The sequence below is a fragment of the Paenibacillus pedocola genome (genome assembly GCF_031599675.1).
Taxonomy (GTDB): Bacteria; Bacillota; Bacilli; order Paenibacillales; family Paenibacillaceae; genus Paenibacillus_AQ; species Paenibacillus_AQ pedocola.
The window spans coordinates 1,452,642-1,478,964 of sequence record NZ_CP134223.1 but is presented as its reverse complement, the minus strand read 5'-3'; the positions used below and the strand labels follow the sequence as shown (position 1 = coordinate 1,478,964).

At 49.1% G+C, this 26,323-nt stretch carries 20 protein-coding genes; 4 read left to right on the top strand and 16 right to left on the bottom strand.

Annotated features, from left to right (window positions below; genetic code table 11):
• Nucleotides 1–151: 151 nt before the first annotated feature.
• Complete coding sequence (locus QU597_RS06485; RefSeq protein WP_310831878.1) at nt 152–691, bottom strand: peroxiredoxin; 540 nt, start codon at nt 689–691, stop codon at nt 152–154.
• 246 nt (nt 692–937) lie between these two features.
• Nucleotides 938–2,020: a 3-isopropylmalate dehydrogenase gene (gene leuB / locus QU597_RS06480; protein WP_206103616.1), complete on the bottom strand. Its 1,083-nt coding sequence runs from the start codon at nt 2,018–2,020 to the stop codon at nt 938–940.
• A gap of 258 nt (nt 2,021–2,278) precedes the next feature.
• On the opposite strand from leuB, the gene QU597_RS06475 reads away from it, so the two are divergent.
• Complete coding sequence (locus QU597_RS06475) at nt 2,279–3,259, top strand: aldo/keto reductase (RefSeq protein WP_310831877.1); 981 nt, start codon at nt 2,279–2,281, stop codon at nt 3,257–3,259.
• A 101-nt stretch (nt 3,260–3,360) separates the two neighbouring features.
• Here the strand turns inward: QU597_RS06475 and QU597_RS06470 are convergent, their stop codons facing one another.
• Genes QU597_RS06470 through QU597_RS06455 form a run of 4 tightly spaced genes read right to left on the bottom strand, consistent with a single transcriptional unit; the run spans nt 3,361 to nt 6,000 of the window.
• On the bottom strand, nt 3,361–4,452 hold the full coding sequence (locus QU597_RS06470; RefSeq protein ID WP_310831876.1) for a DUF4097 family beta strand repeat-containing protein: 1,092 nt from the start codon (nt 4,450–4,452) through the stop codon (nt 3,361–3,363).
• A 20-nt stretch (nt 4,453–4,472) separates the two neighbouring features.
• Nucleotides 4,473–4,973: a hypothetical protein gene (locus tag QU597_RS06465; RefSeq protein ID WP_206103613.1), complete on the bottom strand. Its 501-nt coding sequence runs from the start codon at nt 4,971–4,973 to the stop codon at nt 4,473–4,475.
• A gap of 44 nt (nt 4,974–5,017) precedes the next feature.
• The gene (locus QU597_RS06460; RefSeq protein ID WP_310831875.1) at nt 5,018–5,461 is read right to left on the bottom strand and encodes a zf-HC2 domain-containing protein; all 444 of its coding nucleotides are present in this window, start codon (nt 5,459–5,461) and stop codon (nt 5,018–5,020) included.
• Complete coding sequence (locus QU597_RS06455; protein WP_310831874.1) at nt 5,458–6,000, bottom strand: RNA polymerase sigma factor; 543 nt, start codon at nt 5,998–6,000, stop codon at nt 5,458–5,460. Before QU597_RS06455 ends, QU597_RS06460 begins: the two co-directional genes overlap by 4 nt.
• A 173-nt stretch (nt 6,001–6,173) precedes the next feature.
• Here QU597_RS06455 and QU597_RS06450 point away from each other — a divergent pair, with 173 nt between their 5' ends.
• Both QU597_RS06450 and QU597_RS06445 read left to right on the top strand, forming a co-directional pair.
• Nucleotides 6,174–9,275, top strand: a complete 3,102-nt coding sequence (locus QU597_RS06450; RefSeq protein WP_310831873.1) for an ATP-binding protein — start codon at nt 6,174–6,176, stop codon at nt 9,273–9,275.
• A gap of 16 nt (nt 9,276–9,291) precedes the next feature.
• On the top strand, nt 9,292–10,422 hold the full coding sequence (locus QU597_RS06445; RefSeq protein WP_310831872.1) for a response regulator: 1,131 nt from the start codon (nt 9,292–9,294) through the stop codon (nt 10,420–10,422).
• Between the two features lie 112 nt (nt 10,423–10,534).
• Here the strand turns inward: QU597_RS06445 and QU597_RS06440 are convergent, their stop codons facing one another.
• The 5 genes from QU597_RS06440 to ilvB all read right to left on the bottom strand — a co-directional run bounded on the left by QU597_RS06440 (nt 10,535) and on the right by ilvB (nt 19,685).
• Nucleotides 10,535–14,287 carry a collagen binding domain-containing protein gene (locus tag QU597_RS06440; RefSeq protein WP_310831871.1) on the bottom strand — a complete coding sequence of 1,251 codons (3,753 nt, stop codon included), beginning with the start codon at nt 14,285–14,287 and terminating at the stop codon, nt 10,535–10,537.
• A 337-nt stretch (nt 14,288–14,624) separates the two neighbouring features.
• On the bottom strand, nt 14,625–16,166 hold the full coding sequence (locus tag QU597_RS06435) for a 2-isopropylmalate synthase (protein WP_310831870.1): 1,542 nt from the start codon (nt 16,164–16,166) through the stop codon (nt 14,625–14,627).
• 111 nt (nt 16,167–16,277) lie between these two features.
• Nucleotides 16,278–17,270, bottom strand: coding sequence for a ketol-acid reductoisomerase (gene ilvC, locus QU597_RS06430; protein WP_054939350.1), 993 nt, complete (start codon nt 17,268–17,270; stop codon nt 16,278–16,280).
• 181 nt (nt 17,271–17,451) lie between these two features.
• On the bottom strand, nt 17,452–17,940 hold the full coding sequence (gene ilvN, locus QU597_RS06425; RefSeq protein WP_054939349.1) for an acetolactate synthase small subunit: 489 nt from the start codon (nt 17,938–17,940) through the stop codon (nt 17,452–17,454).
• Complete coding sequence (gene ilvB, locus QU597_RS06420; RefSeq protein ID WP_054939348.1) at nt 17,937–19,685, bottom strand: biosynthetic-type acetolactate synthase large subunit; 1,749 nt, start codon at nt 19,683–19,685, stop codon at nt 17,937–17,939. Before ilvB ends, ilvN begins: the two co-directional genes overlap by 4 nt.
• 668 nt (nt 19,686–20,353) lie before the next feature.
• On the opposite strand from ilvB, the gene QU597_RS06415 reads away from it, so the two are divergent.
• Nucleotides 20,354–20,809 carry a GNAT family N-acetyltransferase gene (locus tag QU597_RS06415; protein WP_310831869.1) on the top strand — a complete coding sequence of 152 codons (456 nt, stop codon included), beginning with the start codon at nt 20,354–20,356 and terminating at the stop codon, nt 20,807–20,809.
• Here the strand turns inward: QU597_RS06415 and QU597_RS06410 are convergent.
• From QU597_RS06410 to QU597_RS06390, 5 genes are all read right to left on the bottom strand, one after another.
• Entirely contained in the window at nt 20,806–21,147 is a 342-nt protein-coding gene (locus QU597_RS06410; protein ID WP_310831868.1) for a hypothetical protein, read from the bottom strand. The two genes, QU597_RS06415 and QU597_RS06410, sit on opposite strands and share 4 nt — an antisense overlap.
• A gap of 337 nt (nt 21,148–21,484) precedes the next feature.
• Nucleotides 21,485–22,441 (bottom strand): ABC transporter permease, encoded by a 957-nt coding sequence (locus QU597_RS06405; RefSeq protein WP_236336362.1) that lies wholly within the window; start codon nt 22,439–22,441, stop codon nt 21,485–21,487.
• Complete coding sequence (locus tag QU597_RS06400; protein WP_236336361.1) at nt 22,442–23,515, bottom strand: ABC transporter permease; 1,074 nt, start codon at nt 23,513–23,515, stop codon at nt 22,442–22,444.
• Complete coding sequence (locus QU597_RS06395; protein WP_310831867.1) at nt 23,508–25,046, bottom strand: ABC transporter ATP-binding protein; 1,539 nt, start codon at nt 25,044–25,046, stop codon at nt 23,508–23,510. Before QU597_RS06395 ends, QU597_RS06400 begins: the two co-directional genes overlap by 8 nt.
• A 178-nt stretch (nt 25,047–25,224) precedes the next feature.
• The gene (locus QU597_RS06390) at nt 25,225–26,301 is read right to left on the bottom strand and encodes a BMP family lipoprotein (RefSeq protein ID WP_206103604.1); all 1,077 of its coding nucleotides are present in this window, start codon (nt 26,299–26,301) and stop codon (nt 25,225–25,227) included.
• Between the last annotated feature and the right edge of the window lie 22 nt (nt 26,302–26,323).

Below are 26,323 nucleotides of genomic sequence, written 5' to 3'. Positions count from 1 at the left end.
ATTCCTCTCCTTTTAGGCTATATATTAACCGCTCCGCCTATTTTTAAACGATGTCACTGCCAGAAACTGGTGTTTTGTTGCAAAAAACCCCCTCGCCGGGAAATCTTCCCGCAAGGAGGTTTTCATCATTCTCTCAAAGAGCAGACAGCCCTTACAGGTTCTTGTCGCCCGGTTTCCAGTTCATAGCGCACAGACCGCCTGATTGCAGAGCCTGAAGCACACGAAGCGTTTCTTCTACGCTGCGGCCTACATCATTATGGTTAACCACTTCATATTTCAGTTCGCCATCAGGATCGATGATGAACAATCCGCGAAGGGCTACACCTTCTTCTTCGATTAGAACGCCGTAATCACTGGCAACCTTCTTCGTGATGTCCGAAGCCAGCGGGAAGTTCACTGGGCCCAGGCCATTCAAGTCTTTTGGTGTAGTGATCCATGCTTTGTGGCTGTGGATGGAGTCAATGCTCACGCCGAGAATCTCAGTATCGAGTGCCGCGAAGTCAGCTGCTGCATCACTAAGTGCTGTAATTTCTGTAGGACATACAAAGGTGAAGTCGAGCGGATAAAAGAAGAATACAAGCCATTTGCCGCGATAGTCGGACAAGCTTACCTTACCAAAATCTTTACCGTCGCCCGTAACTGTTTCCATTGTGAAGTCCGGAGCCTGTTTACCTACCAAACGTTCTGCCATTGCTTAAATCCTCCTTTGATTATGTAAGAAAAACAACCACTCCTAGCAGCCCTTAAGGGAGCTGAGGCAATATGCTTTTCTTGATTAAATGTGTTGGTCACTTACTTATTGCTATAGACCAAATGGTATCATCGCACCAAATTAAAGTCAATATTACACTCATTACTTTTTTATAATTATTATAAATAAGCAACATTTTGTGAAGTTTTCTGTTTTTCTGCGTCAAAGGAGGACTGCAGTGGTAGATTACGCTTTACGGATTGCAGCAACGATCAGATCGCCCATTTCAGTCGTGCTGATGGCTTTACTCTTATCTACAGCAATGTCACTGGTACGGTGTCCGGCATCCAGCACTTCGGCTACAGCGGCTTCAATTGCTGCAGCGGCATCCTCGTAGCCAAAGGTCATACGGAACATGAGCGCCAGCGACAGGATGGTCGCAATCGGGTTAGCCAGGCCCTGGCCGGCAATGTCAGGCGCTGAGCCGTGTACCGGCTCATACAAGCCGTAGCTGCCTTCACCCAGCGATGCTGAAGCCAGCATGCCGATCGATCCGGTCAGCATCGCTGCCTCATCGCTCAGGATGTCTCCGAACATGTTCTCGGTCACAATGACGTCGAAGCTCGACGGACGGCGCAGCAGCTGCATCGCACAGTTATCAACCAGCACATGCTCCAGCTCTACTTGCGGATATTCCGGAGCGATCCGGTTAACAACCTCACGCCACAGGCGGGAAGTTTCCAGTACGTTCGCTTTGTCTACGCTAGCCAGCTTATTGCGGCGTTTACCGGCAATCTCAAAAGCCTGGCGCACGATGCGCTCTACTTCGGTTACATTGTACACACAGGTATCAACAGCTTCTTCACCGTGCTCGCCCTGACGGCGAAGCTTCTCTCCGAAATAGATGCCCCCGGTCAGCTCACGAACAACCATCAGGTCCGTACCTTCCAGTACTTCCGGTTTCAAGGTAGAAGCATCCTTCAGGCAATCGAACACTACTGCCGGACGCAGATTGGAGAACAGGCCCAGCGCTTTGCGGATACCCAGAAGGCCGGTTTCCGGACGCAGCTCCTTCGGGTTGTTGTCCCATTTCGGACCGCCGACTGCTCCCAGCAGTACAGCATCCGCACTGCGGCAAATTTCCAGCGTATCTTCCGGCAGCGGAGTTCCCCGCTCATCAATGGCAATACCGCCAAACAGCGCATGCTCGGTTTCAAAGGTGTAGCCGAACAGCTCCTCTGCTTTTTTCAATACTTTTTCCGCTTCAGCCACAACTTCAGGTCCGATTCCGTCCCCGGCAATTACGGCGATTTTTTTAACCTCGCTCATTTCCGTCACTCCTTAGATGTTCTGCTGCACGCAGACATAGTTCTTCTGTCTATTGTTGTATCATAACGGGAGCCAAAGGACAAAGATATAGATTCTATGAAAGTGATAGGTATTGCCTATAGGATAACATCAATTCTCCAGTAGCTGCGGACTGTTCATACACCGGGCCGGAATTTGCTCTTGTTTCTTAAGTTGTTTACAATTAGTATGTTGTTAATCTTTGGACGCTACTTAATATCGTAAGGGAGTGATGGTGAAGTGCAGTATACGAAGCTGGGTAAGTCAGGACTTAAGGTTAGCCGCCTCTGTCTGGGCACAATGAATTTCGGCCCGATTACGGATGAAAAGGAAGCTTTCCGTATTATGGACGCCGCGCTGGATGCCGGGATCAATTTTTTTGATACCGCTAACATTTACGGATGGGGCGAAAACTCCGGGCTCACAGAAACGATTATCGGCCGCTGGTTCAAGCTTGGCGGGGGACGGCGGGAAAAGGTCGTGCTGGCCACAAAAGTCTATGGTGCCATGAGTGATAAGCTTGACGGGCCCAATGATGAGAGCGGTCTCTCCTCCTACATTATCCGCCGCCATCTGGAAGGATCCCTGCAACGTCTGCAGACCGATCACATTGAACTGTACCAGATGCACCATGTGGACCGTACAGTGTCCTGGGATGAGCTGTGGGGTGCTTTTGAGCTTGCCGTAAACCAGGGTAAGATCGGATATGTCGGTTCCAGCAATTTTGCCGGATGGGATATTGCGCTCGCCCAGCAGGAGGCAAAAGCACGCGGGTTCCTGGGGCTGGTATCGGAGCAGCATAAGTACAGCCTGACCTGCCGTCTGCCTGAATTAGAAGTGCTGCCTGCGTCGCAGAACCTCGGTCTTGGCATTATTCCCTGGAGCCCGCTTGACGGTGGACTGCTCGGCCGTAATGCACTTAAGAAAATTGAGGGCAGCCGCAGCGGAGGTAATCCGGAACGTGTAGAACAATATAAACAACAGCTGGAACAATTTGCCGATTTAAGCCGCGACCTCGGCGAACCGCAGGATAACATCGCTCTTGCCTGGCTGCTCGCTAATCCGGCGGTAACGGCGCCGATTATCGGACCGCGCACACTGGAGCAGCTGGAAAGCGCACTGCGCTGTCTAGAGGTTGTACTGGATGAAAGCGTACTGAAACGTCTGGATGAAATCTTCCCGGGTCCGGGCGGTGCCGCTCCGAATGCTTATGCCTGGTAAGCAGTACAGACAAAGTAACCTGGCATGATCTAATACTCATTGACTACAAAAAAGGAGCACTCCCCCGATAATGCCTGTGGTGGGAGTGCTCCTGCTTTTTGTTATTCGGCTGTATCGACTGTTATCGATCCGTTGCTGGTAGATAACGATACCTCATGAGTGCCTTTTCCAAGCACAGCTGTTCCATTGTTATCCCCATCACGTTCCCAGGCTACATTGCCCTTCAATGACCCGTTGCTCGTATCCGCCTTAATTTTGGCGTCCGTTGCTGCCGGCAGATTTACTGTGACTCTACCGTTACTCGAGGAGAAATCCCAGTCGCCTGTAACAGCAGAATTAATGCTGATCCTGCCGTTGCTGCTCTTCGCATGTAATGAACCGTCAATATTGGTAAGTGTTATTGCACCATTAGAACTTACAAGCTCGGTTTCCCCCTGCACATTCTGTGCACTAATAGTTCCATTGCTGGTATGGGCATCTACCCCTCCGGCGATATCGTGGATATCAAGGGTTCCGTTGCTGGTATCCACTTCGAGCCCTGCCTGCAGGCTGCCCGCTTCAATCGATCCGTCGCTGGTCTCAACTTCAACGGCCAGATTCTGCGGAAGACTGACGTTTAAATACGGCTCTTTGGTGTAGATCCCAAAATGAATACCGGATAGCCAATTCGTTTCCAGATCCAGCTTCAGAATCAGCGTGTCGCCTTCCGTTGACACCTTCCATTTCTTCTCCATTGCACTTGCCGCTTCGCTTTCCGAGCTGCCCGGCAATTCGAGCTTGCCCTCGTAATTGAGCGTAGCTCCTTCTACTCCCTGTATCTTCACTTTTCCGCTTGGCAAATCAATCTTTACCTGTTTAATCTCCGGCTTCACGTCCACGGTTCCGCTAAGCGGCGTCAATTGCGTTTTGCCAAAGATTCCGCCCAGTGTTCCGCCTGCCAGTACGGTCTGTCCCCCGCTTGCAACCACCAGGACGATAATCAGGACAATGGCCCATCCGCTGACACGGGTCTTCACATCCGAACGGAAGAACAGCCGGATCAGCATTTCCAGACCGAACAGAATAAGCAGGGCCGGCCACAGATAACCCAAGATGTCGTATGAAACCACATCAATTTGGGCCAGAACTATAATTACTCCCACTGCGATGCAGCCTAGTGCGGCAGTAAAGCTGCCGATTTTCCATCTCCCCATGGCTTTTAATCCCCATTTCTCTATACTTTTGAGTTATTTTTGAGCATTCTAAAGCCATATCCGATGAGAGCCAGTGACAGCAGGATCGACCCGATATTCATATCGGAGAGGATGCGCCAGAGCCACGGAAACGCTGTAATCAGCAGTAGCATGCAGCCTGCAGCTACGCAGCCGATGCCAACCCAAACCGGATTCACATCATCATGCGGATAATCTGGTATATGAGGAGGCATTCCCATACTCCAAGGAGCTCCGAAACTGTCGGGGTGGAACATCATGCGTTCATGCTCGGCAGCCGCCATCTTCATCCAGGCCGCCTTCTGCAGCGCATCAAACAGCTGGTAGAACCATAGGGCAGCCAGTGCGAACGGGAATACCATTGGCATGGACGGGATGAACATAATACACATCGAGGCTCCGATCATATATTGCAGACCCAGCTTTTTGAACCCCAAATATAAATGCCCGAGTCCCGGAACCAGTGCCAGGAAAAAGGTAAGCCAGCGTTTTTTCTTAATCATCCTATATCCTCCTAAAAGTTTTTGTAAGTATTACTATTAATAGCTCACTTGGGATTAAACCACGCCGTCACCGAAGTGGACATCTGCCCGTTGATCTCGTTGATTCCATAGGCTAAATCTTCAAAAACACCAAACTGCAGCAGCAGGAAGGTCAAGCCTACAGCAACTCCATAATGCATCCACGAGGTTCCCGGTGCAGTACGGCGTCTGGCCATGGTCGCTTTTGTGGCGCGTTCCCGGCGTCCCGTTTCAAGCTTTTCAATATGTGCCATCACATCTCCGGTAAGATCAGGAAAATCCAGAGGTTCCAGTGTGTCTACTCCACGTTCCATATCGCTCCATAGTGCAGCAAGCCCTTTAGCTTCCTCCAGCCACGATGAGCAGTCGGGACAAGCTTCAATGTGCAGGCGGATATTCAGCTCCACTTCTGGAGACAGCATGCCTTCGATATAATGCGGCATCCATTCTTTGACTGTAGCACAATTCATCGCCATTCCTCCCCGCTTTTGCGCATCATCTGTCTGGCTCTATAGAGCTGTGATTCAACTGTTTTGACTGAGACGCCTTTCTGCTCGGCGATCTCCTGATAGGAGTGACGCTGAAAATAATACAGCTGCACGACCGACCGGTACGGTTCTGTGAGACTGTTTAAATTCTGGTCCAGCTCCTCCGAGGCTTCCTTGCGGAGCGCAGCTTGCTCCGGCGTCTGTGAGGTGACCCAATCATTTTCCGTATAATCCGCTGTACTGCGGTGCCGCCACTCTCTGTCATTCGCCCGTTTCCAGTCCAGACAGGTCCTGTAAGCAATCCGGTACAGCCAGGTGGAGAATGAGGATTGTCCCCTGAAGGAGGGGAGCGCCTTGTAGGCTTTGATGAAGACTTCCTGGGCCATATCCTTGGCCGACTCGGCTTCTCCCGTAATTTTGATGCATACTCTGTATACCATGCCCTGATAACGCGTTACCAAATGTCCAAAAGCTTGGCTTTGGCCGCTAAGCACAGCTGAAATCCATTCTGCCTCTTCCAAGTCGTTCTCCCCTCCTTCTTCATAACGTTAGACGCCGGGGACTCATAGACCCCTGCAATGATTTAATATTTTTTTAATTCAGGTAATTTCAAATCCTTTATTCTCTATCCTACATCAAGAATACTAGGTTGTAGAAGGGATGCTCCCGGAGTTTGTCGAACTAAAATAACACTATGACAAAGAAAAAACTTATTGTGGTAATCGTACTTTATCTAATGGGACTTACAGGTCTGCGTTTTCTGTGGATTAGCATTCATCCGCTCCCGCTCCCCCTTAAGGCCGTTCACGGTGTACTTGATTTGCGGGATACCCCGTTCTCAGACGACAAAATTTACAGTCTGAGAGGCGAGTGGGAAATCTATCCTGGTACACTGCTTCCTTCAGGCAGTCGTAACCGTTCCGCCGTTTCTCCAGAGAAAAGCCCCAGCAACATTCACGTACCGGGCAGTTGGAAAGGAGCGATGAAGCAGGAACAGGAAGATTACAGGTATGCCACCTATCGTCTGCGGATTCTGACGGAGCAGCCGGATCAGCGGATTGGATTAATTCTTCCCAAAATAAATTCTTCCTCAGCCCTTTATGTAAACGGCAAAATAGAAGGTCACTCAGGCATCCCTGCTGAAACAGCGCAAGAATACACCGCCCGGGCTGTCCCTTATCCAGTATATTTCAACGCTGTCAACGGTGAAGCTGAACTGGTACTGCAGGTGGCCGACTTTGACACCGACTCAGGTGGGATTCTGCGTCCGGTTTTGTTCGGAAATAGTCAGACCATACATAAGGAGCGCTTGCTTACCATCGGAATGGAGCTTGCCGTCTGCATCGTGCTGCTGCTTCATGCCGCTTATGCCGTCATTCTGTACCTGATCATCCCGCGTCATAAGGTATTACTGTATTTCACGCTGATGGTGATCTTTGCCGCAATCAGCATTTTATCGGATGACGACAGATTGTTAATGCTCTGGCTGCCAATCAGCAACGGCTGGTCGCTCAAACTCTTGCGGCTGGCTTTTTTGGGAACGTTTTTTTTCATGCTGCTTCTGGCCAAACAGCTGTTGTTTCCGAATGAGCGCTTTAAGTGGATGCGGGTGTTGGCCATTATTACCTTATTATTTGGAGGTCTGCTGATTGCCGTTCCCAGCAGCAGTACTCTCTTTTCGGTACTGAGCCATCAATACGGACATCTGCTACTGTGTTTAGCTGTGGGTATTTTTATCATCATCTACAAATCCTTCATACGAAATGAGGAAGGGACGATCTTTCTGCTTCTGGCTATAACCAGTATCATCAGCAGCACCATATGGGGATCTATCAAGAACAATAGCACACTTGGGCTCAGCTTCTATCCCTTTGATCTGATTTTTGCCTTTTTAGCGTTTGCCACGTTCTGGTTCCGCCGCTTCTTCTGGAATGCGGAGCAGACAGCCACGCTGGCCGTAAGCCTACAGCGGTCAATCAAGCAAAAGGATGACTTTCTGGCCAATACCTCACATGAACTGCAAAATCCTCTTCATGGCATTATAAATATTGCTGAAGCGGTACTGTCCAGCGAAAAGAGCACGCTGCACGAGCAGAATGCCGAGGATCTGAGACTGCTTATTACCGTTGGCCGCCGTATGTCCCTCCTGCTCAACGATCTGCTGGATCTGTCACAGCTCCGCGAACACAATATCCAATTGAAGCTGGAAAGCCTCCGTATTCAATCTGCGGCTTCCGGAGTGATCGACATGCTGCGCTTTATGACTGGGGATAAACCCCTCGAGCTAAAGATGGATATTCCAGACAACTTTCCTAATGTAATAGGAGATGAGAAAAGAGTTATCCAAATTCTGTTCAATCTTTTGCAAAATGCCGTTAAATATACAGAGAAGGGCACTATCAGTGTGTATGCGGATATTCACCAGCAAACGGCCCGTATTCATATTATGGACACTGGCATCGGTATGGATCAGGAAACACAGCGAAGAGTGTTTGAGCCTTATGAGCAGGGTGATTCCAGTATGACTGCCATGGGCGGCGGTATCGGTCTTGGACTCAGCATCTGCAAAGAGCTGGTTCAGCTGCACGGCGGAAGCCTGAGTGTAGTCTCAAGCCCACAAGAAGGCTCGGTCTTCACCTTCACTCTCCAATTGGCCGGTGAGCCGGCAGAGAGCATTCTTAAAAACGATGTCTTCCTTCCCGAGTCTGGAGAAGCACCTTCGGTCCCTTATGCGCTGGTTCGGAATCATAGCATAGGTGATTCTGATTCACAATCCAAGTCAAGAGTTCTCGCGGTGGATGATGATCCGGTTAATCTAAAGATACTCACTGCTCTTCTCGCCGAAGATTATGAGATTGTGACCGTTACCAGTGGGCAGGGAGCATTGCTGCTGCTGGATGATGAATCATGGGATCTGGTCATCTCCGACGTAATGATGCCGGTTATGTCCGGGTATGAGCTTACCCGGCGGATCCGTGAACGTTACTCGGTCACAGAACTGCCGGTTCTGCTTCTTACAGCCCGCAACCAGCCACAGGATATCTATACCGGGTTCGGCTCTGGGGCCAATGACTATGTAAGCAAGCCGGTGAATGCGATGGAATTACAGATGCGGGTTCGTTTTTTAACCGATTTGAAACAATCCGTCTCCCGGCAGCTCCGTGTGGAGGCTGCTTATCTGCAGGCGCAAATTCAGCCGCATTTTCTATTCAACACCTTAAATTCCATTTCCGCGCTGGCCTCCTTTGATTCCGAAAGAATGAGTGATTTAATTGATGCCTTTAGCTCCTACTTGCGGTTAAGCTTTAATTTCCTTAATGCTGAGCCTCTAGTGCCGTTAGAACGTGAGCTGGAGCTGGTCAGGGCATATCTGTATATCGAAAAGGAACGTTTTGATAGCCGTCTGGAAACCGCCTGGTCTATCGAACCGGATCTGCATTTCCTGCTTCCTCCGTTAACGATTCAGCCTCTCGTTGAGAACGCAGTCAGACACGGAATTTTGAACCGTGCCAAAGGCGGCAGGGTAGAAATCTCCGTCAGGAAGCACAGAGAGGGTTATGAAGTCACCATTGCCGACAATGGTATTGGCATCCGTGCAGAGCTTCTGTCCCAATTGCTAACCGGACCTCTGGAACCCGGACGGGGGATCGGACTGCAGAACACTGATAAACGGCTGATGCGAATGTATGGCCGTGGACTATCTATCGAAAGCACAGTTCTTAAGGGCACTATAATCAGCTTCATTATTCCATTCAGCAAGTCGCAGGCTTCTCCGGGAGCAAAGAATATTTATTGAGGTGGTGGAATCACTTATGATTCAAGCCCTGCTAGTCGATGACGAACGGCTGGCGCTTATGAAATTGCAGCTGATGCTGGAAGAACTGGGCACAGTTACGGTTACTGGTGCTTTTACAGACCCGAGCGAAGCCCTAAGTGCAGCACCAGGCCTAGATCCTGATGTAATCTTTCTGGATATTGAAATGCCGGAAATCAATGGTATGCAGGCGGCCGAGCTTATGCAGAATCTTTGTCCCGAGGCAAGTATAGTGTTTGTAACCGCCTATAATGATTATGCTGTGGACGCTTTTGAGCTGAATGCCCTTGATTACGTGCTGAAACCTGTGCGCCGTGACCGTTTGCAAAAGACGTTGCAGCGCCTGGAATCAGCCAAAGCTCAAGTAACGCTGGGGAACCAATCTAAGCTTATGCTCCGCTGTATGCAATCCATTCGCTTTGAGCTCGATGGACAGCCGTTACAGAGCATCCGCTGGCGCACCTTAAAGGCCCAGGAAGTATTCGCCTATCTGCTCCATAACCGAAACCGCTTGATCAGCAAGGATTATCTGATTGAATGGCTATGGCCTGAATTGGATTATAAAAAAGCCTCCACCCTTCTCTACACTACGATTTATCAGGTGCGGCAATGCCTGAAGCAATCGGGAATTGAGCTCCAGATCAACAGTGCCAATGAAGGCTATGTACTCGAAACGGTAGGCTTGCTGATTGATACTGTCGAGTGGGAAAAGGGGATTCTAGCACTGCCTGAAATTAACGAAAAAAATTATACGGAGTATGTGCAGCTATTAGATTTCTATTCCGGCGATTATTTAGGGGATTATGGCTATATATGGGCGGAAAGCGAGCGTCAGCGTCTGCGTGCCATCTGGCTGCATCAAGCCACCGGCCTGGCTGAATTTTTTGTCAGCAGCGGTAAGCTTCCTGCAGCTGTTACAACCTATCAGCGCATCGTTCTGCTCCAGCCTTATTTCGAGCAGGCCCATCTGGATCTGATGAAGGTCTATGACAGTATGGGGGATCGTATAGCGGTAGAACAGCAATATACTAAGCTGTGCAATCTGCTAAACCGTGAGCTGAACATCGAGCTGCCGTCCCATATCATAGACTGGTACGAGAACTGGAAGCATATTAATCTCAGCATATAACACCTCTTTATTTTTTCATGAATTCATTTTGTTAAGATACAACAGCAAAGACACCCGGAGTTCCCGGGTGTCTTTGCTGTAATCCTGCAGCCTATCTGCCGATTACTACTACCTATTTAGTGCGTGTCTTGAATCTTCTGGCGAGAACAAGACCCAGTGCAATTAGGCCTCCGCCTGTCAGATAAAGCGGTAGCGGACTGCTCTCCCCGGTCTGCGGAAGCTTTGCGGGCAGTGTGCCGTCTGGGTTATTGGCTGTATCGGTAACCGTACCCTTCGGTACATCATCGATCGCTACCTCAATAACAACCTCTTCTTCATTCCCGTCTTCATCCGTTACAACAATCGTGAATTGATCTTTTCCAATGTAGCCGGAATCCGGTGTATACGTCCAGTTCCCGTCTGGAGTAATCGTAACCGTCCCGTGACCCGGCTCGTCTCCAAGGCTCGGAATGCCGCCCAGCGGGATCTCGCCTTCAATTGGAACATCAACAATTGTAGTTGCCTGTGTGGCTTGCGGTGCAGCAGGAGTGCTGCTAACCGTAGGCTGGCCCGGTGTGGCTGCAGGTGTTGCTGTCGGTGTTGCTGATGCCGGCACAGGTGTAACAGAAGCCGTAGGCTTTGCTGTACTAATAACTACCGGTGTCGCAGATGCCGAAGGCGTAGGCAGCGAACCCGGCAATGAGGTTGGTGTTACCGCAGGCGTCGGTGCTGCCGTTGCTGTCGATGTCGGCGTTGCTGTCGCTGCCGGTGGTTCCGTCGCTGCCGGCGTTGCTGTCGCTGTCGACGTTGGTGTTACTGTCGCTGCCGGTGTTGCTGTTGAGGTTGGTGTTACAGTCGGTGTCGGTGTCGGTGTCGGTGTCGGTGTCGGTGTCGTTACCGGCGTTGGTGTTACTGTCTTATTATCCGTCACCGTCATTGTTGTTTCTGTTGTTGAGTTGAAGATTACAGCAAACTTAGTCGGATTGAGATCATAACCGGCTGGTGCCGTGACTTCCTGAAGCACATAGTTTCCGGGCCAGAGATTTTTGAAGGAAACAGTTCCGCTGGCATCCGTTGTCAGCTGATTAAAGAGTACTTCCGTCGAACCCGATTTACGGTACAGTGCAAAGGTAGCTCCGCTCAGCAGCGCCTGTTCCGCCGCATCTTTTTTTACCACATTTAATATCTTGCGGGTTCCGGTCCCCACTCCGTCTGCACTCGATAGAGCCACCGTTATCTCTTTACTGCTTTGTTTGGTGATCGTGGTCGAATTATTGCCGGTGAGCCGCACACTGTTGGATATTTTATCATTGTTGTTGGCCACAATCAGTGACTCATATTCAAGAATGTAGGCCTTCTCGATATCCGTTATAAAAGTAAGCACGAACTGCTGTTTTCCGGTATTCTCATCCGTACTGATGACCAGATCATAATCTGTTCCTTTCAACAGCGGTGTTGTCACCTTAGTAATATCACCACCTGCATTAACAGTTGTCGGGTACAGCTTAAATGAATCGGATAGCAGAATCTGATTGTCACTTGGATCATCTGTCACTTTTGCATCTTCAATGAAAGACTGGCTGTTGTTGATATGAATAGCCCACTTTATTCTGGTGTTGCTCTGTACTCCGCTCTTAGTCACGAATTCTCCAGCTTTGGGAATCGTCAGCGAAGCGGTCAAATCCTTGGATTCAGGGGTTGTGCCGCTGTACAGATTGGCGGTATTGACAAGGGTCGGTGACTCAACGAGCTGTCCCAGCAGGTTTGTTTTGAAAATGATGTAGTAGGCTGAATTAATATTATGCTTAAAATCCACCTGCAGCAGCTTACTGCTCTCTGTATAGGTCACGGTGTAATCTGTGCCCAGCGTAAGCTTTGTGCCTTGGGAGGGGGAGCCGTTTTTGGCAACAGTCAGATTGTAGACCTCCACAGAGCCTGGCTCATACTGCTGATTGCTCTGCAGTACATCCGTTACTTTGGCATCAGCCAGTGGTTGACGGTTGTAGTTAACGCCTAAGGTCCAAGTGATCTCCTTATTCACCGCGTTGTAATCGCCGCTCTTGAAGCCGTTCGCTTTTTCCGAAGTATTCGGATCGAAGGCTGCGGTTACCGTCTTAGTCTTCACTGTTGTAGTACCAGGATCTTTCCAGTTCACTGTAGCCTTGTTCTCGAACTTGGCTGCTGTGCTCAACCAGTTGTAGCTAAGCCAGTTGTTATCAAAATACGTATCATAGGTAATGGTATACGGTCCTGTAATCTGTGAGCTGAATACCACGTCGAAGCCGGCAGTTTCATCCAGGTTTTGAATAGTAAGGCCTGTGTTGATCGTAGCGGAACCTTTCTTGACTACAATCGAGCCGGGCACTATTTTTAGTCCTTTGTTCGTAAATACATCCTTAACCACCACTTCATTCATCGGATAGCTATCGGCATTTATGGTTACCGACCATGAGACGGTTTTGGTAAGGTAGTTGTAATCCGCTACTTTTTTACTGATGATTACCTGACCGATGTCCCGTGTACCTGTTACGGTTGTGGCTCCGGAAGTAGCCGAATTCGTGATTGTCGCATTGTCTTCCACACGGTTAACGGCTTTAATCTGATATTTAATTTTGTAAGCGCCGCTGATATCGCTGGTAAATGCAAGCTCAAATCCGTTTTGCCCGCTGACCGGGACCGAAGGTGCATTCACTGCATAATTAGTAGCTTCTGTTGTTCCTACCGTGCCGCTGGAGCTGGTCAGGAAATTAACCGGGAACACTTGCAGGGAGCCGGGCACCAGCTCTTGTGTGTTGTTGAAATAATCCTTCAGTACAGCATCTGCCTGAGCAAGCTGCAGCTCATTGTAGTTGTAATCAATCTCCCAGTAGGTTACCTGTGTTGCCGAATTATAACTGGTGGACGTCTTCTTTAAAAAGCTGCCCTGCGATACGTTCACTGTGGCTGTTGCTGTAGCCGCCGCCTGATTGGAACCACTAAAGACGGCACTATTGGTAAAGCTCGTCTTGGCAGCATCCGTGATGTCCGTAGTAAATTGGATACGGTATGCCCCTGTAATCGATGAATCATTAAAAGCAACATTCAGCTTACCGGCAGGTGTCGTTACAGCATATCGTGAAACATCAAGCTCCGCCCCCTGCGTTACGGAACCATCCAGCTTCACATTCAGGTTATATACCTTAACGTCCAGCGGGTTCACAAGCGTAAGGCCGGCAGGAATGGTATCGCTAACCGTCGCCCCTTGGACACTCGACAGCAATTTGTTCACGTCTACAGTCCAAATAATCTGTTTGGCGTTCAGGTTATCCTTGTTGGAGCCCGTTGGAACTCCGTTCTTGACAATGGTAGAGGTGACCTCCGGAATAAACGTAAGCGTCACCGTCTGATTGCCTCCGTCGATCGGGAACACAATTTGCTGGACGGTCGTTTCCGTAAATTTGGTTTTATCGAACTTGGTATTGATAGTAAAAGACCCGTGCACACCAAAATAGTGCTCAATATCTTCGTTAAAGGTCATAACAACTTTATTCGGACTTCCCTTCAAGACATCAAAATGACCCAGCGGAACGCCGTCGAATATCAGAGGGGTTCCATTTATGTCACTTGCAAGCACAAACTTGTCGGGCAGCTCAAAGCTGTATGTATCACCACCCTTATAGGTTGAATCCGGAAGCTCCCAATTATAGGTAAGCTTCACTTCAGCCCCCTGCTTATATACAACGTCTGTTACAGGGACGCCGTTATCATACACGGCCATGGTTACACTGGTGATGATATTGTCGGATATTTCCGCAGCATTGACCTTGGTGCTGAAACCGTAGCTGTAAGCCCCTTGTATGAAAATGAGAAGTAAGCTAAGTATGACCGCCATTCTTTTTTTATACATTTCCAGTTGTCTCCTTTTTCTCCGAATAATCTATCAGGCTTAACTGTACTCTTCGCGCATGAACAATTTCTGAACAGCCTATGTATAATTGGTTAGATATCTTGTTTTTTTCACAAAAAAGTCAAAGTCTCTAGGGATTTTATGATAGTTAACTTTCTTTATGGCAACTAAAGTCACTGATAAGACAGGGAAAACCATTTGATGAACCAATAGCAAATATGCGCAAATCTATAAATAATTTCAAATATTATGCACAAAAAAAGCCACCCCTTCAGCAGAGAGGACTCCTCTGAAGGGATGGCTTCATCTAATTAGTTATGCAAAAAATTATACTTGTTTACAACTGCGCATGATCACGCCGTGTATACGTCTTACGTTTCTCCAGCAGCTTGTTGAGCGCATCCAGATAAGCTCGGGCACTGGCCTCGAGAATATCAGTACTTAGTCCGCGTCCCTGTGCGGCAACTTCACCCTGCGACAGCACGACATGAACCTCCCCCTGCGCGTCTTTACCTCTGCTGACGGCTTTAATGGAATAGTCACCCAGTGTAACTTCCTCGCCGGTAGCCTGGTCAATGGCATTATAAATTGCGTCTACAGAACCGTTGCCTTCAGCCGTTGCGACAATCGGTTCGGCTTCCTGGCCCTTGATGACAACTTTTGCCGTAGGAACAGCTTCATTGCCGTAAGTTACATATATAGTCTGCAGGCTGAAAATCTCCGGCGTATCCCCCAACTTTTCCTCCAGCAGTGCCAGGATATCCTCGTCGGAAACCTCTTTCTTCTTATCCGCCAGATCCTTGAACTTCGCAAAGGCGGTGTTCAATGCTTCTTCCGGCACATCGTAGCCCAGATCGCTGAGCTTATCACGGAAAGCATGACGGCCGGAATGCTTGCCCAGCACCAGCTTGCTCTCTTTCAGGCCGATGGTTTCCGGCGTCATGATTTCGTAGGTTGTCTTCTCCTTAAGCATTCCATCCTGATGGATACCTGACTCATGCGCAAAGGCATTGGCTCCAACAATAGCTTTGTTGCCCGGCACGGCCATCCCGGTCAGCTTGCTGACCAGACGGCTGGTACGGGAGATTTCCGACAGGACAAGCGAAGTCTTGGCGCCAAAAAATTCGCTGCGAGTCTCGAGCGCCAGAGCCACCTCTTCAATCGCTGTGTTGCCGGCGCGCTCCCCGATGCCGTTGATGGTACCCTCAATCTGATCCGCACCGTTCTGGATTGCGGCCAGTGTATTGGCGGTAGCCATGCCCAGGTCATTATGACAATGGGCACTAAGCTGAACCTTCTCAATATCCGGCACGGTGTCCTTCAGGAATTTGAAAATCGCCCCATATTCCGAAGGATTCAGGTAACCAACCGTATCAGGAATGTTCACCACATTTGCTCCTTCGCGAACGGCCATGGCAACCATCTCAGCCATGAAATCACGCTCGGTACGTCCTGCATCCTCCAAAGAAAATTCCAGCTTGGAGAAATATTTCTTCGCATAGCGGATCGCCGATTGGGCGGTTTCCAGCACCTGGTCTTTATCCATCCGAAGCTTATGCTGACGGTGAATCGGTGAGGTAGCCAGGAAAATATGAATACAAGGGTCTTGTGCTCCCTGCAGTGCTTCTCTTACCGCGTCAATATCAGACTCTCTGGAGCGTGACAATCCGATCAGTGTAACATTCTTCACCGCCCGGGCTACCGCGTTTACCGCTGCCAAATCACCCGGTGATGCTGCGGGGAAACCCGCTTCCATCCGGTCAATTCCAAGCTTCTCTAACTGGTAGGCGATTTCCACCTTCTCACGCGTATTCAGGTTCACACCCGGCGACTGCTCTCCGTCACGCAGTGTCGTGTCGAACACATATATTTTCCGCAAGCTGAGCACCTCCTGAAGATTGTGCTAAAACCCTCAAATGCGGCCCGCAAAAAATACGGCCGCATCTGAGGATTACACTATTGTTTATCTTACTAAATTAAGTATATGAGCCTATTTCTTAATCCAGTGCATCATTTCACGCAGCTGGCTGCCGACAACTTCAACCGGATGAGCAGCTTCATTGCGGCGGGTTGCTGTCAGGAAGGCACGGCCGGACTGGTTCTCAAGGATAAAGTCGCGGGCAAACTTACCTTGTTGAATATCTGTCAGTACAGCTTTCATTGCTTTTTTGGTTTCATCTGTAACAATGCGTGGTCCAGTTACATAGTCACCGTATTCGGCAGTGTTGGAGATGGAATCGCGCATAGTGGCAAGTCCTCCTTCATACACCAGGTCAACGATCAGCTTCAGCTCATGCAGACACTCGAAGTAAGCCATTTCAGGAGCATATCCTGCTTCTGTCAGAGTTTCGAAACCAGCTTTGATCAGTGCGGATACACCACCGCAAAGCACTGCCTGCTCACCGAACAAGTCAGTTTCGGTTTCTTCACGGAAGGAAGTTTCGATAACTCCTGCACGAGTACAGCCAATGCCTTTGGCATAGGCAAGTCCGATTGCTTTGGCATTTCCGGTTGCATCCTGTTCGATGGCAATCAATCCTGGAACCCCGAAGCCTTCAACATAAGTGCGGCGAACCATGTGGCCCGGGGATTTAGGTGCTACCAGCAGCACGTCTGCATCCTTAGGGGCAACGATTTGGCCGAAGTGCACGTTAAAGCCGTGGGAGAACATCAGTGCCGCGCCGTTTTTGAGGTTTGGCTCAATTTCATTTTTATATACGGATGCCTGTGTTTCGTCCGGCATCAGAATTTGTACTACATCTGCACGGGATACTGCTTCTGCTACTGGCAATACTTCAAATCCGTCATTCTTGGCGGTTTCGAAAGATTTACCTTCACGCAGGCCGATGACAACCTGAAGACCACTGTCGCGCAGATTCTGCGCTTGGGCATGCCCTTGGCTGCCGTACCCGATTACTGCAATTGTCTTCCCTTTTAAAACGCTGAGTTCTGCATCCTGTTCATAGTACGTTGTCACTGCCATTGTCAATATCCTCCTTTAAATTGGGACCCATCGTAAAGAGCGGGTACTTCAAGAGCGCTGGAGACCCGGATTTCAGCTTTGGGCGCTCCTCAAGTTCCCGCTCTTTCGCGGGAAGTTCATTATAATCTTATCAAATTAATGCAAACAAGCAGCAATTCGTTAAAGCCGTAAATTATACCGACTAGGCATTCCCGCGGATCATGGCGGTCACTCCTGTGCGGGACAGTTCCTTAATGCCGTAAGGCTTCATCAGTTCAATCATTGCATCAATCTTTTGCGTATCACCAACTACCTGAACGAGTAGGCTTGTTGCTCCAATATCAACAACAGAAGCACGAAAGGTTTCAACTACACCCATAATTTCCGGACGCTCAGCCGGTTCGGCTTTGACTTTAATCAGTGCCAGCTCACGGGCAACCATCGGCTTAGAGCCAAGATCCACGACCTTGATAACATCAATCAGCTTATAAAGCTGTTTCTCGATCTGCTCTAGCGTATGCTGGTCACCGAGTGTAACGATGACCATCCGGGACAGTCCAATCTCTTCAGACTGTCCAACGGTGATACTCTCAATATTAAAGCCCCTGCGTCCGAACAAGCCAGATACCCGCTGCAGCACACCCGGCTGGTCATTCACAAGCACAGAAATCGTGTGTTTCATCACTGTCATTCATCCCCCATCAGCATTTGATCAATGGTTGACCCTTGAGTTACCATCGGGTAGACATTTTCGTCTTTGGGAACAACGAATTCTACCAGAACGGGTCCCGGCGTTTCCAGTGCTTCCTTCCACGCTGCGCCTGCTTCTTCTTTGTTCGTTGCCCGTAGTCCTTTAACGCCATAAGCTTCAGCCAGTTTTACGAAGTCCGGGCTGCCGGCAAGATCGGTATAGCTGTAACGTTTCTCATAAATGAGATTCTGCCACTGCCGTACCATACCCAGAACCTGATTGTTAATAACTACAATCTTGACAGGTATATTATTAATTGCACAAATGGCCAGTTCCTGGGAACACATCTGCATGCCGCCGTCTCCGTTAATGGATACTACCAGACGTTCCGGATGCGCCATTTGCGCTCCGATAGCTGACGGGAAGCCGAAGCCCATAGTTCCAAGACCGCCGGAAGTAATCCAGGAGCGCGGATGGTTGAATTTGTAGTACTGTGCTGCCCACATCTGATGCTGTCCTACATCTGTAGTTACGATAGCCTCGCCTTTTGTGGTGTCATTGATCATTTCAATGACCCATTGCGGCTTGAGCTCCGTATCAGAATCATTGTAGCGAAGCGGCTGGTCCAGCTTCCACTGGGCAATCTGTGTTCTCCAGGCATCCGCATTTGCTGCACGCGTCACATCTGGAATGAGCATTTCCAGAACCGTCTTTACATCACCGACGATTGGAATATCAGGGGTAACGTTTTTGCCGATTTCCGCCGGATCAATATCGATGTGGACAATCTTCGCTTTTGGTGCAAAGCCGTCCAGCTTGCCAGTAACGCGGTCATCAAACCGTGCGCCGATATTTATCAGCAAATCACATTGCTGTATGGCATTATTGGCGGTATAGGTTCCGTGCATACCAGGCATTCCCATCCAGAGATCATCTGCACTCGGGAAGCAGCCGAGGCCGAGCAAAGTGGTTGTAATCGGGATTTCCGTCCGTTTAACAAATTCATACATCGCTTCATGCGCCCCGGAGTAGATAACTCCTCCGCCTGCAATAATAATTGGACGTTCAGCTGCCGAAATCGCACGAATCAGCTTATCCAGCTGAAGCTTGTTAGGCGTGGTTCGCGGGTTATAGCCGCGGAGGTTCACTCCCTGATGCTGCACTGGTGTAAATAACGTCTTCGCGGCCGATACATCCTTCGGAATGTCGATCAGCACCGGACCCTTGCGTCCAGTATTCGCAATATGGAACGCTTCGTGGATAATACGCGGAAGATCCTCAACATCCCGCACCAGGTAGCTATGTTTCGTAATTGGCATGGTTATACCGGTGATATCCGCTTCCTGGAATGCGTCCGTTCCAATCAGGCTCGAAAAGACATTCCCGGTAATCACCACGAGCGGAACCGAGTCCATAAAAGCTGTGGCGATTCCGGTAACAAGATTTGTTGCTCCGGGGCCGGAGGTTGCGATACATACGCCCGCTTTTCCGCTTGCTCTGGCATAACCGTCTGCTGCATGAATCGCACCCTGCTCATGACGGGTTAGAATATGTTTGAAATCATCGAATCCGTGAAGCGCATCGTATATATACAGTACCGCTCCGCCCGGGTATCCGAATACAGTGTCTACACCTTCCAAAACCAGACTGCGCAGCAGGACTTCGGAACCCGTAATCACCTCAGGATTCTTCCACTTCTCACGTAATTCTTCTGTAGACCGCACTTCCGGTGTTTGCGCGCTCATCAGTATTCCTCCCTTCAATAGTTAACATTCATTATGCAAATGACGGACCGTCTTTTATACAACAGTAAGGGGCTGACAACAAATGATCCCCACAAAGTGGAGCTTTGCTTAGATGTTGCTCAGATACTTTGCGGAGGTCCCCAACATATACTTTCTAAACAAAAAAACCTCCCGCCTCCCACGCGCCAAAGAAGAAGCGCGTGAGGGACGAAAGGTTGATCTTCCGTGGTACCACCCATGTTTGCATTACATCTCACGATGTAACGCCTTATCAGGATACAAAAATCCATCGATGTAGGCAGGGCCCAAATCTCTGTAACCTGAAGTCCGTAACGCGGACTAAACGATTCCCCCTAATAATTTCACCACTCTTGCCGGTGAACCTTTCAGGGAAACAGCTCCGAGGTGAGCTCGTATATAAGGGATTCTGGTGGAGGTTGCAGCATATCCTCTCACTCTCTGAGCAAAAGAGCCCTTAAAACTTCGTCCTCATCATCGCCGATGCAAGTATATTCGTTAAAATGTTTAGACACATTATATGATTCCTCACACGGTTAGTCAATACCCTTATTTCATAAACTGTCACAAAACGTTGTTCTACGGTTTCCGTAACGCCCACACCGACTCAGGCATATGATGTACGACAATGCGTGGAAAGGGGGCGCTCTATGATTCGTTACCGCAGACCCAAGCAGGACGACAGCGTCATTATGGACTTAATTGAAAAGCAGCTTGTCCCGTTGTCGCATCTGCCGCAAACCGTAATCAGCCAGGTCAGAAAAGACCTGCCCCGGCGCTTAGGCCAAGGAGTTACTCTTGTAGCTTGTCCCGACTATGAGAGCGATCCGCTGGGGTTTGTCCATTTCATGCTGCATGGTGATTTGCTCTATATTGACATGCTGGCCATAGCCCCTTCAGCGCGCCGCAAACGCTGGGGGAATATGCTGATGGACCGGGCGGAGCGATTTGCATTATCACGCGGCTGCAAACGGGCTAAGGTAGCTGTGGATACAGGAAATGCGGCAGGAATTTCTTTTTATGAAAAATTGGGCTACAGCGTAGCCCGTTATCAACCCCAGAACTATTGTTATGAGTTCGAAAAGCAGTTTACCAGATTTCTTTAAAAGAATCCGATCGGAGGATACGGAACTCCGCCGTAACCCGGGCCTGGTCCATAACCGCCATAGCCGGGTCCCGGTCCATAGCCTCCGTAAGGCCCGCCCCCGCCATAGCCATATGGACCGTAGGCATACGGAGCTGTACCGACAGCAAGCAAATCAAACAGCACCAGCGGAATCAATGCTTTGGTTTGCACTTTCTTACCGCTGACACGTTGGAGAATAAGACGGTTTCCCGAAACGCGCAGCAGCTTGCCCATTACCTTGGAACCGTCTTTTTTTACTGCAACAATATTTTTGCCGACCAGCTTCATTACCTGTTTCTTTGTAACCGGATGTGCCATAAAATCCCTCCTAAAAGTTTTGTGAGCTGAGCTTCTTTGATTCACTTCGTACAAAACTGGCTTCGGAAGCATTAACTTAGTTTTGTGAGCTGAGCCTCATTGATTCACTTCGTACAAAACTGGCTTCGGAAGCATTAACTTAGTTTTGAATTCCTGCATATTCGCTTAAGGTTCAACTCAGTCTATTCGGTGAAGCAGCAGTTCGCCTGTACACCTGTCCCTGCTTCAAGGGTGTAGCAGGTTAACATCTCCATGTCCGCTTAAAAAACATAAAAAAAGCGCATGTCCTATAGGACATGCGCTTCTGTACTTATTTTGCCATTCGTTGAAATTCAAATTACCGCTTACCAGGGTCGTATGGCTCACCCAATGCTTTAGGTGCAGCAGACCGTCCTACAGCACTCACCAGAACAATAATCGTCAGAACATAAGGAATCATAAAAATGAATTCCTGCGGAATGCTCTTAGACCATTCGAACAGCTGTACATAGTTGCGGATCGCTTGTGAGAATCCGAAGAATACTGCAGCCCCGAAGGCACCCAGCGGATTCCATTTCCCGAAGATCATGGCAGCAATCGCGATAAAGCCTTGACCGGAAATCGTATTGTGCGCAAAGGTCCCCGTAGTCGTCAAGGTGATCGTTGCGCCCCCAATTCCGGCAAGCAGACCGCTGAGCATAACGCCGATATATCTCATCTTGTTGACATTGACGCCCAGAGTATCGGCAGCACTCGGATGTTCACCGACAGCCCGCAGACGAAGTCCGAACGGAGTCTTGAACAATACAAAATAAATAACGATAACGAGCACAATCGCTAAATACGTAGTCGGATAGGAATTAAAAATCCCTTCACCGATAACCGGAATCTTGGACAGCCCTGGAACAGGAACTTTTTTGAAACCTTCCAGCAATGGAGTTTCACCGGCTCCCTCAAAAAACAGCTTAACCATATAAAGCGTACTGCCCGCAGCCAGGAAGTTGATGACTGTACCGCTGATTGTCTGGTCCGCCTTGAACGTTATTGAAGCTACCGCATGAATCAGTGAGCCAATAACACCAACTGCCATCGCGCAAACCACACCAACCCATGGAGCCCAAGCTCCCATGCCTGCATCCTGGGCATAATATCCGCCCACTGCAGCGGCAAACGCACCAAACATCATTAACCCTTCAAGACCGATGTTAACTACACCGGAGCGTTCAGAGAAGATGCCGCCAAGTGCGGCAAAAATGAGCGCCGTGGAAAACACAAGCGTTGTATTGAGCAGCTGTCCTAACGTCTGCAAATCCATCTATAACACCTTCTCTTTCTTGCGCTTGAAGTAGAACGGTTTAAGCACCCAGCGTACAATTCCTTGTGCCGCAATAAAGAATATGATGGAGCCAATAACGATACGGATCAGTTCCGGCGGAACATCCGCACCAAAGCTCATACCTGCTGAACCGTAGGTCAGCATGCCGTACAGAATTGCCGCCAGAATAACACCCAGCGGATGTGTCAGCCCCAGCAGTGCTACTGCAATGCCGTCAAAGCCGTAGCCAGGTGACGCCGCAAAGATGGACTGGTAATGGAACACGCCAAGCACCTCTCCTGCCCCTGCCAGACCCGCAAAAGCACCACTGATAAACATGGCCTTCACTACGTTGCGTCCGACGTTCATGCCTGCATATTCTGCGGCATGCGGGTTAAGCCCAACCGCACGCATCTCATACCCTTGCTTGGTCTTCCACAAGAAAACATAGAAGAACAACGCGGCACAAAGCGCAAGAGCCGTGCCCCAGTGTACACGGGCATTATCGAACAGCGAATTCAAGAATGTCATGGAGAGCGAAGCTGGATTATCCACCGAACGGTTCTGCCCTTTAAGCAGCAGAAAATGTTTAACAATATAATTGGACAAATACAGTGCGATCCAGTTAAGCATGATGGTAGTGATAACTTCATTAATGCCGCGCTTTGCTTTTAGATATCCGGCAATCCCTGCCCAAATCCCGCCGCAAAGACCGGCGGCAATAACAGCAAGCGGCACCAGCAGGAATGAAGGTGTTCCTGCAAGCTTAATGCCGACAACGGAAGCTGCTGTCATTCCGATCAGTACCTGTCCGTCCGCACCGATGTTAAACATCCCTGAGCGGAAGGCAAAGGCTACGGCAAGACCTGTAAACATCAGTGGCGTCATCTCACGTACCGCCTCGCCGAAGTCATACGGGCTGCCAAATACGCGTTTGAACAGTGCGGAGTAGGCGGCGATAGGATCATACCCGCCGATCAGCATTACGACAGCTCCGACCAGGAAGCCCATAATGATCGCGACAATAGGCACTATATAGCTGTCTGTCGCGAAGATTTTTTTAAGTCTATGCACCCGCTTTTCCTCCCTGTTTCAAGCTGCCCGCCATCATCAGACCCAGTTCCTGGTCATTGGTATCCTGCGGGAATACTTCGCCGACAATCTGGCCCTCATAAATAACGGCAATTCTGTCGGATACGTTCATAATCTCATCAAGCTCAAAAGAAATCAGCAGTACAGCCTTGCCTTGATCACGCTGGGCAATCAATTGTTTCTGTACGAATTCAATCGCTCCCACATCAAGACCGCGCGTAGGCTGAGCCGCAATCAGGAGTGTCGGATTTTTGTCTATTTCCCGCGCAATAATCGCTTTTTGCTGATTACCGCCTGACAACGAACGGGCTTTATTCTCAATAGATGGCGTACGTACGTCAAATTGCTTAATCAAATCTTCAGCATGCTTATCAATGACATCCTGCTTCAGGAATCCGCTCTGGTTATAGGGACTCTTATAATACGTCTCCAGAACCATATTCTCACTGACGGTAAAATCAAGCACCAGTCCGTGTTTATGGCGGTCCTCCGGAATATGGGACACATTCATTTCAGAAATTTTACGTGGAGAAAGATTGGCAATCTCTTTGCCTGAAACAGTGATTGAACCGGAATCAATCTTGCGGAGTCCTGTAATTGCCTGGATCAGCTCGCTTTGTCCGTTGCCGTCGACTCCCGCAATCCCGAGAATCTCACCAGCTTTCACTTCAAAGTTAAGTCCGTTAAGCACAGACACACCATCTTTGTTCTTGCTCTGGACATTCGTCATTTTCAATACACTGGTTCCCACCTGCGCAGGACGCTTGTCCACCTTGAATGTTACATCACGTCCGACCATTTTTTCAGCCAGTTCGTTCGGATTCGTATTCGCAGTCTTTACGGTATCAATCACCTTACCCCGGCGGATAATGGTAACCCGGTCAGAAATTTGCATAATTTCTTTCAACTTATGTGTAATAAGTATGATGGACTTGCCCTCTGCAACGAGCCGCTTCATTATCGCCATCAGTTCCGTAATTTCCTGCGGCGTCAGTACAGCGGTAGGCTCGTCGAATATAAGTATATCCGCTCCGCGGTACAGGGTCTTCATAATTTCTACCCGTTGCTGCATACCGACCGAAATATCATGAATTTTTGCGTTCGGATTTACTTGGAGTCCGTACTGTTCAGATAGCTTACGAACCTGCTCCGCGGCGGATTTATAGTCGATTTTAAGTCCTTTTTTGGGTTCCATGCCAAGAACAATGTTCTCGGTTACCGTAAAAGGATCAACAAGCTTGAAATGCTGGTGAACCATACCAATGCCAAGCTCAATAGCTTTATTGGGGTTATCGATAATAACCGGTTTCCCGTCGATTTCGATGCTGCCTTCATCGGGCTGGTATAGTCCGAATACGATATTCATCAAGGTCGATTTGCCTGCTCCGTTCTCCCCAAGCAGTGCATGAATCTCCCCTTTTTCCAGCGTCAGACTAATAGCGTCGTTCGCGACAATACCGGGAAAGCGTTTTGTGATTTGCTTCAACTCTACGACAGGAGCCGCAGCACTCATGGAATCACCCTCATCACAGAATATATATCATTGCCTTATAGACACGGCCATGCCACCCCTCGCAGGGCGGCAGGCTGTGTTTAGATTAACCGCTTTTGTAACAGGGAACAAGGCCAGCTTAAGAACCGGCCTTGTTTCTTGTAATATGGTGACGTGAATGACATTAAATCAAATCAGTTTACTCAGATGGAACAGTAATTTTTCCGTCAATGATTTGTTGTTTGTACTCGTCAACTTTAGCCAGGATTTCAGCAGAAACGTTAGCTTTGGATGTTTCTGGAAGGCCTACACCGTTGTCTTTCAGGCTCAGTACGGTTGTAGTGCCGCCTTTGAATGTTCCGTCAACCACTTGCTGGGAAACTTTCTTAACCGCTTCATCAACACGCTTGATCATGGAAGTCAGGGTAACGTCATCGCCAAATTCCAGGGATTGGTCTTTGTCTACGCCGATAACCCATACTTTAGTGCCGCCTGCATCGTTGCGGGATTTAGCTTCGTTAAATACGCCGTTACCAGTTGCACCGGCAGCAGGGAAGATGATGTCGTTGCCGGCATCATACAAAGTAGCAGCCAGGGATTTACCAGTATCAGGCTTGTCATATGCACCTGCATAAGTAATGGTTACTGTTGCGTTAGGGTTAACAGCTTCTACGCCGGCTTTGAAGCCAACTTCGAAACGTTTGATAACCGGGCTTTCCATACCGCCGATGAAGCCTACTTTGTTAGTTTTGGTAGTCAGACCAGCAACTACACCAACCAGGAAGGAACCTTCATTTTCAGCGAAAGTTACGGATTCAACGTTAGGAGCATCAACTACACTGTCGATGATGGCCAGGTTGGCATCCGGATTTTCTTTAGCTACTTTAAGCAATGCGTCACCAAGGTCAAAACCGATACCCCAAGTCAGGTTATAGCCGCCTTTTACGAATTGGTTAAGGTTAGGCTCATAATCGGCATTGGATTTACTTTGCAGATATTTAATTTGGGCACCGGATTCTGTTTCAAGAGCCTGCAGTGCTTCCCAAGCGGATTGGTTAAACGATTTGTCATTTACTCCGCCTACGTCTGTAACGAGGCCGATCTTTACATCGGACTTAGGAGCTTCAGCTGGTGCATTAGTTGCCGTTCCGGCGTTAGTACCTTTGTCTCCGTTTGCTGCATTTCCTGAATTTGCGTTATTGTTGTTTCCGCATCCTGCCAGAACGACAGTGCAAGCCGTCAACAATACGAGCGACGATTTCAAAAACTTTTTCATCGATTGTGATCCCCCTTATGAA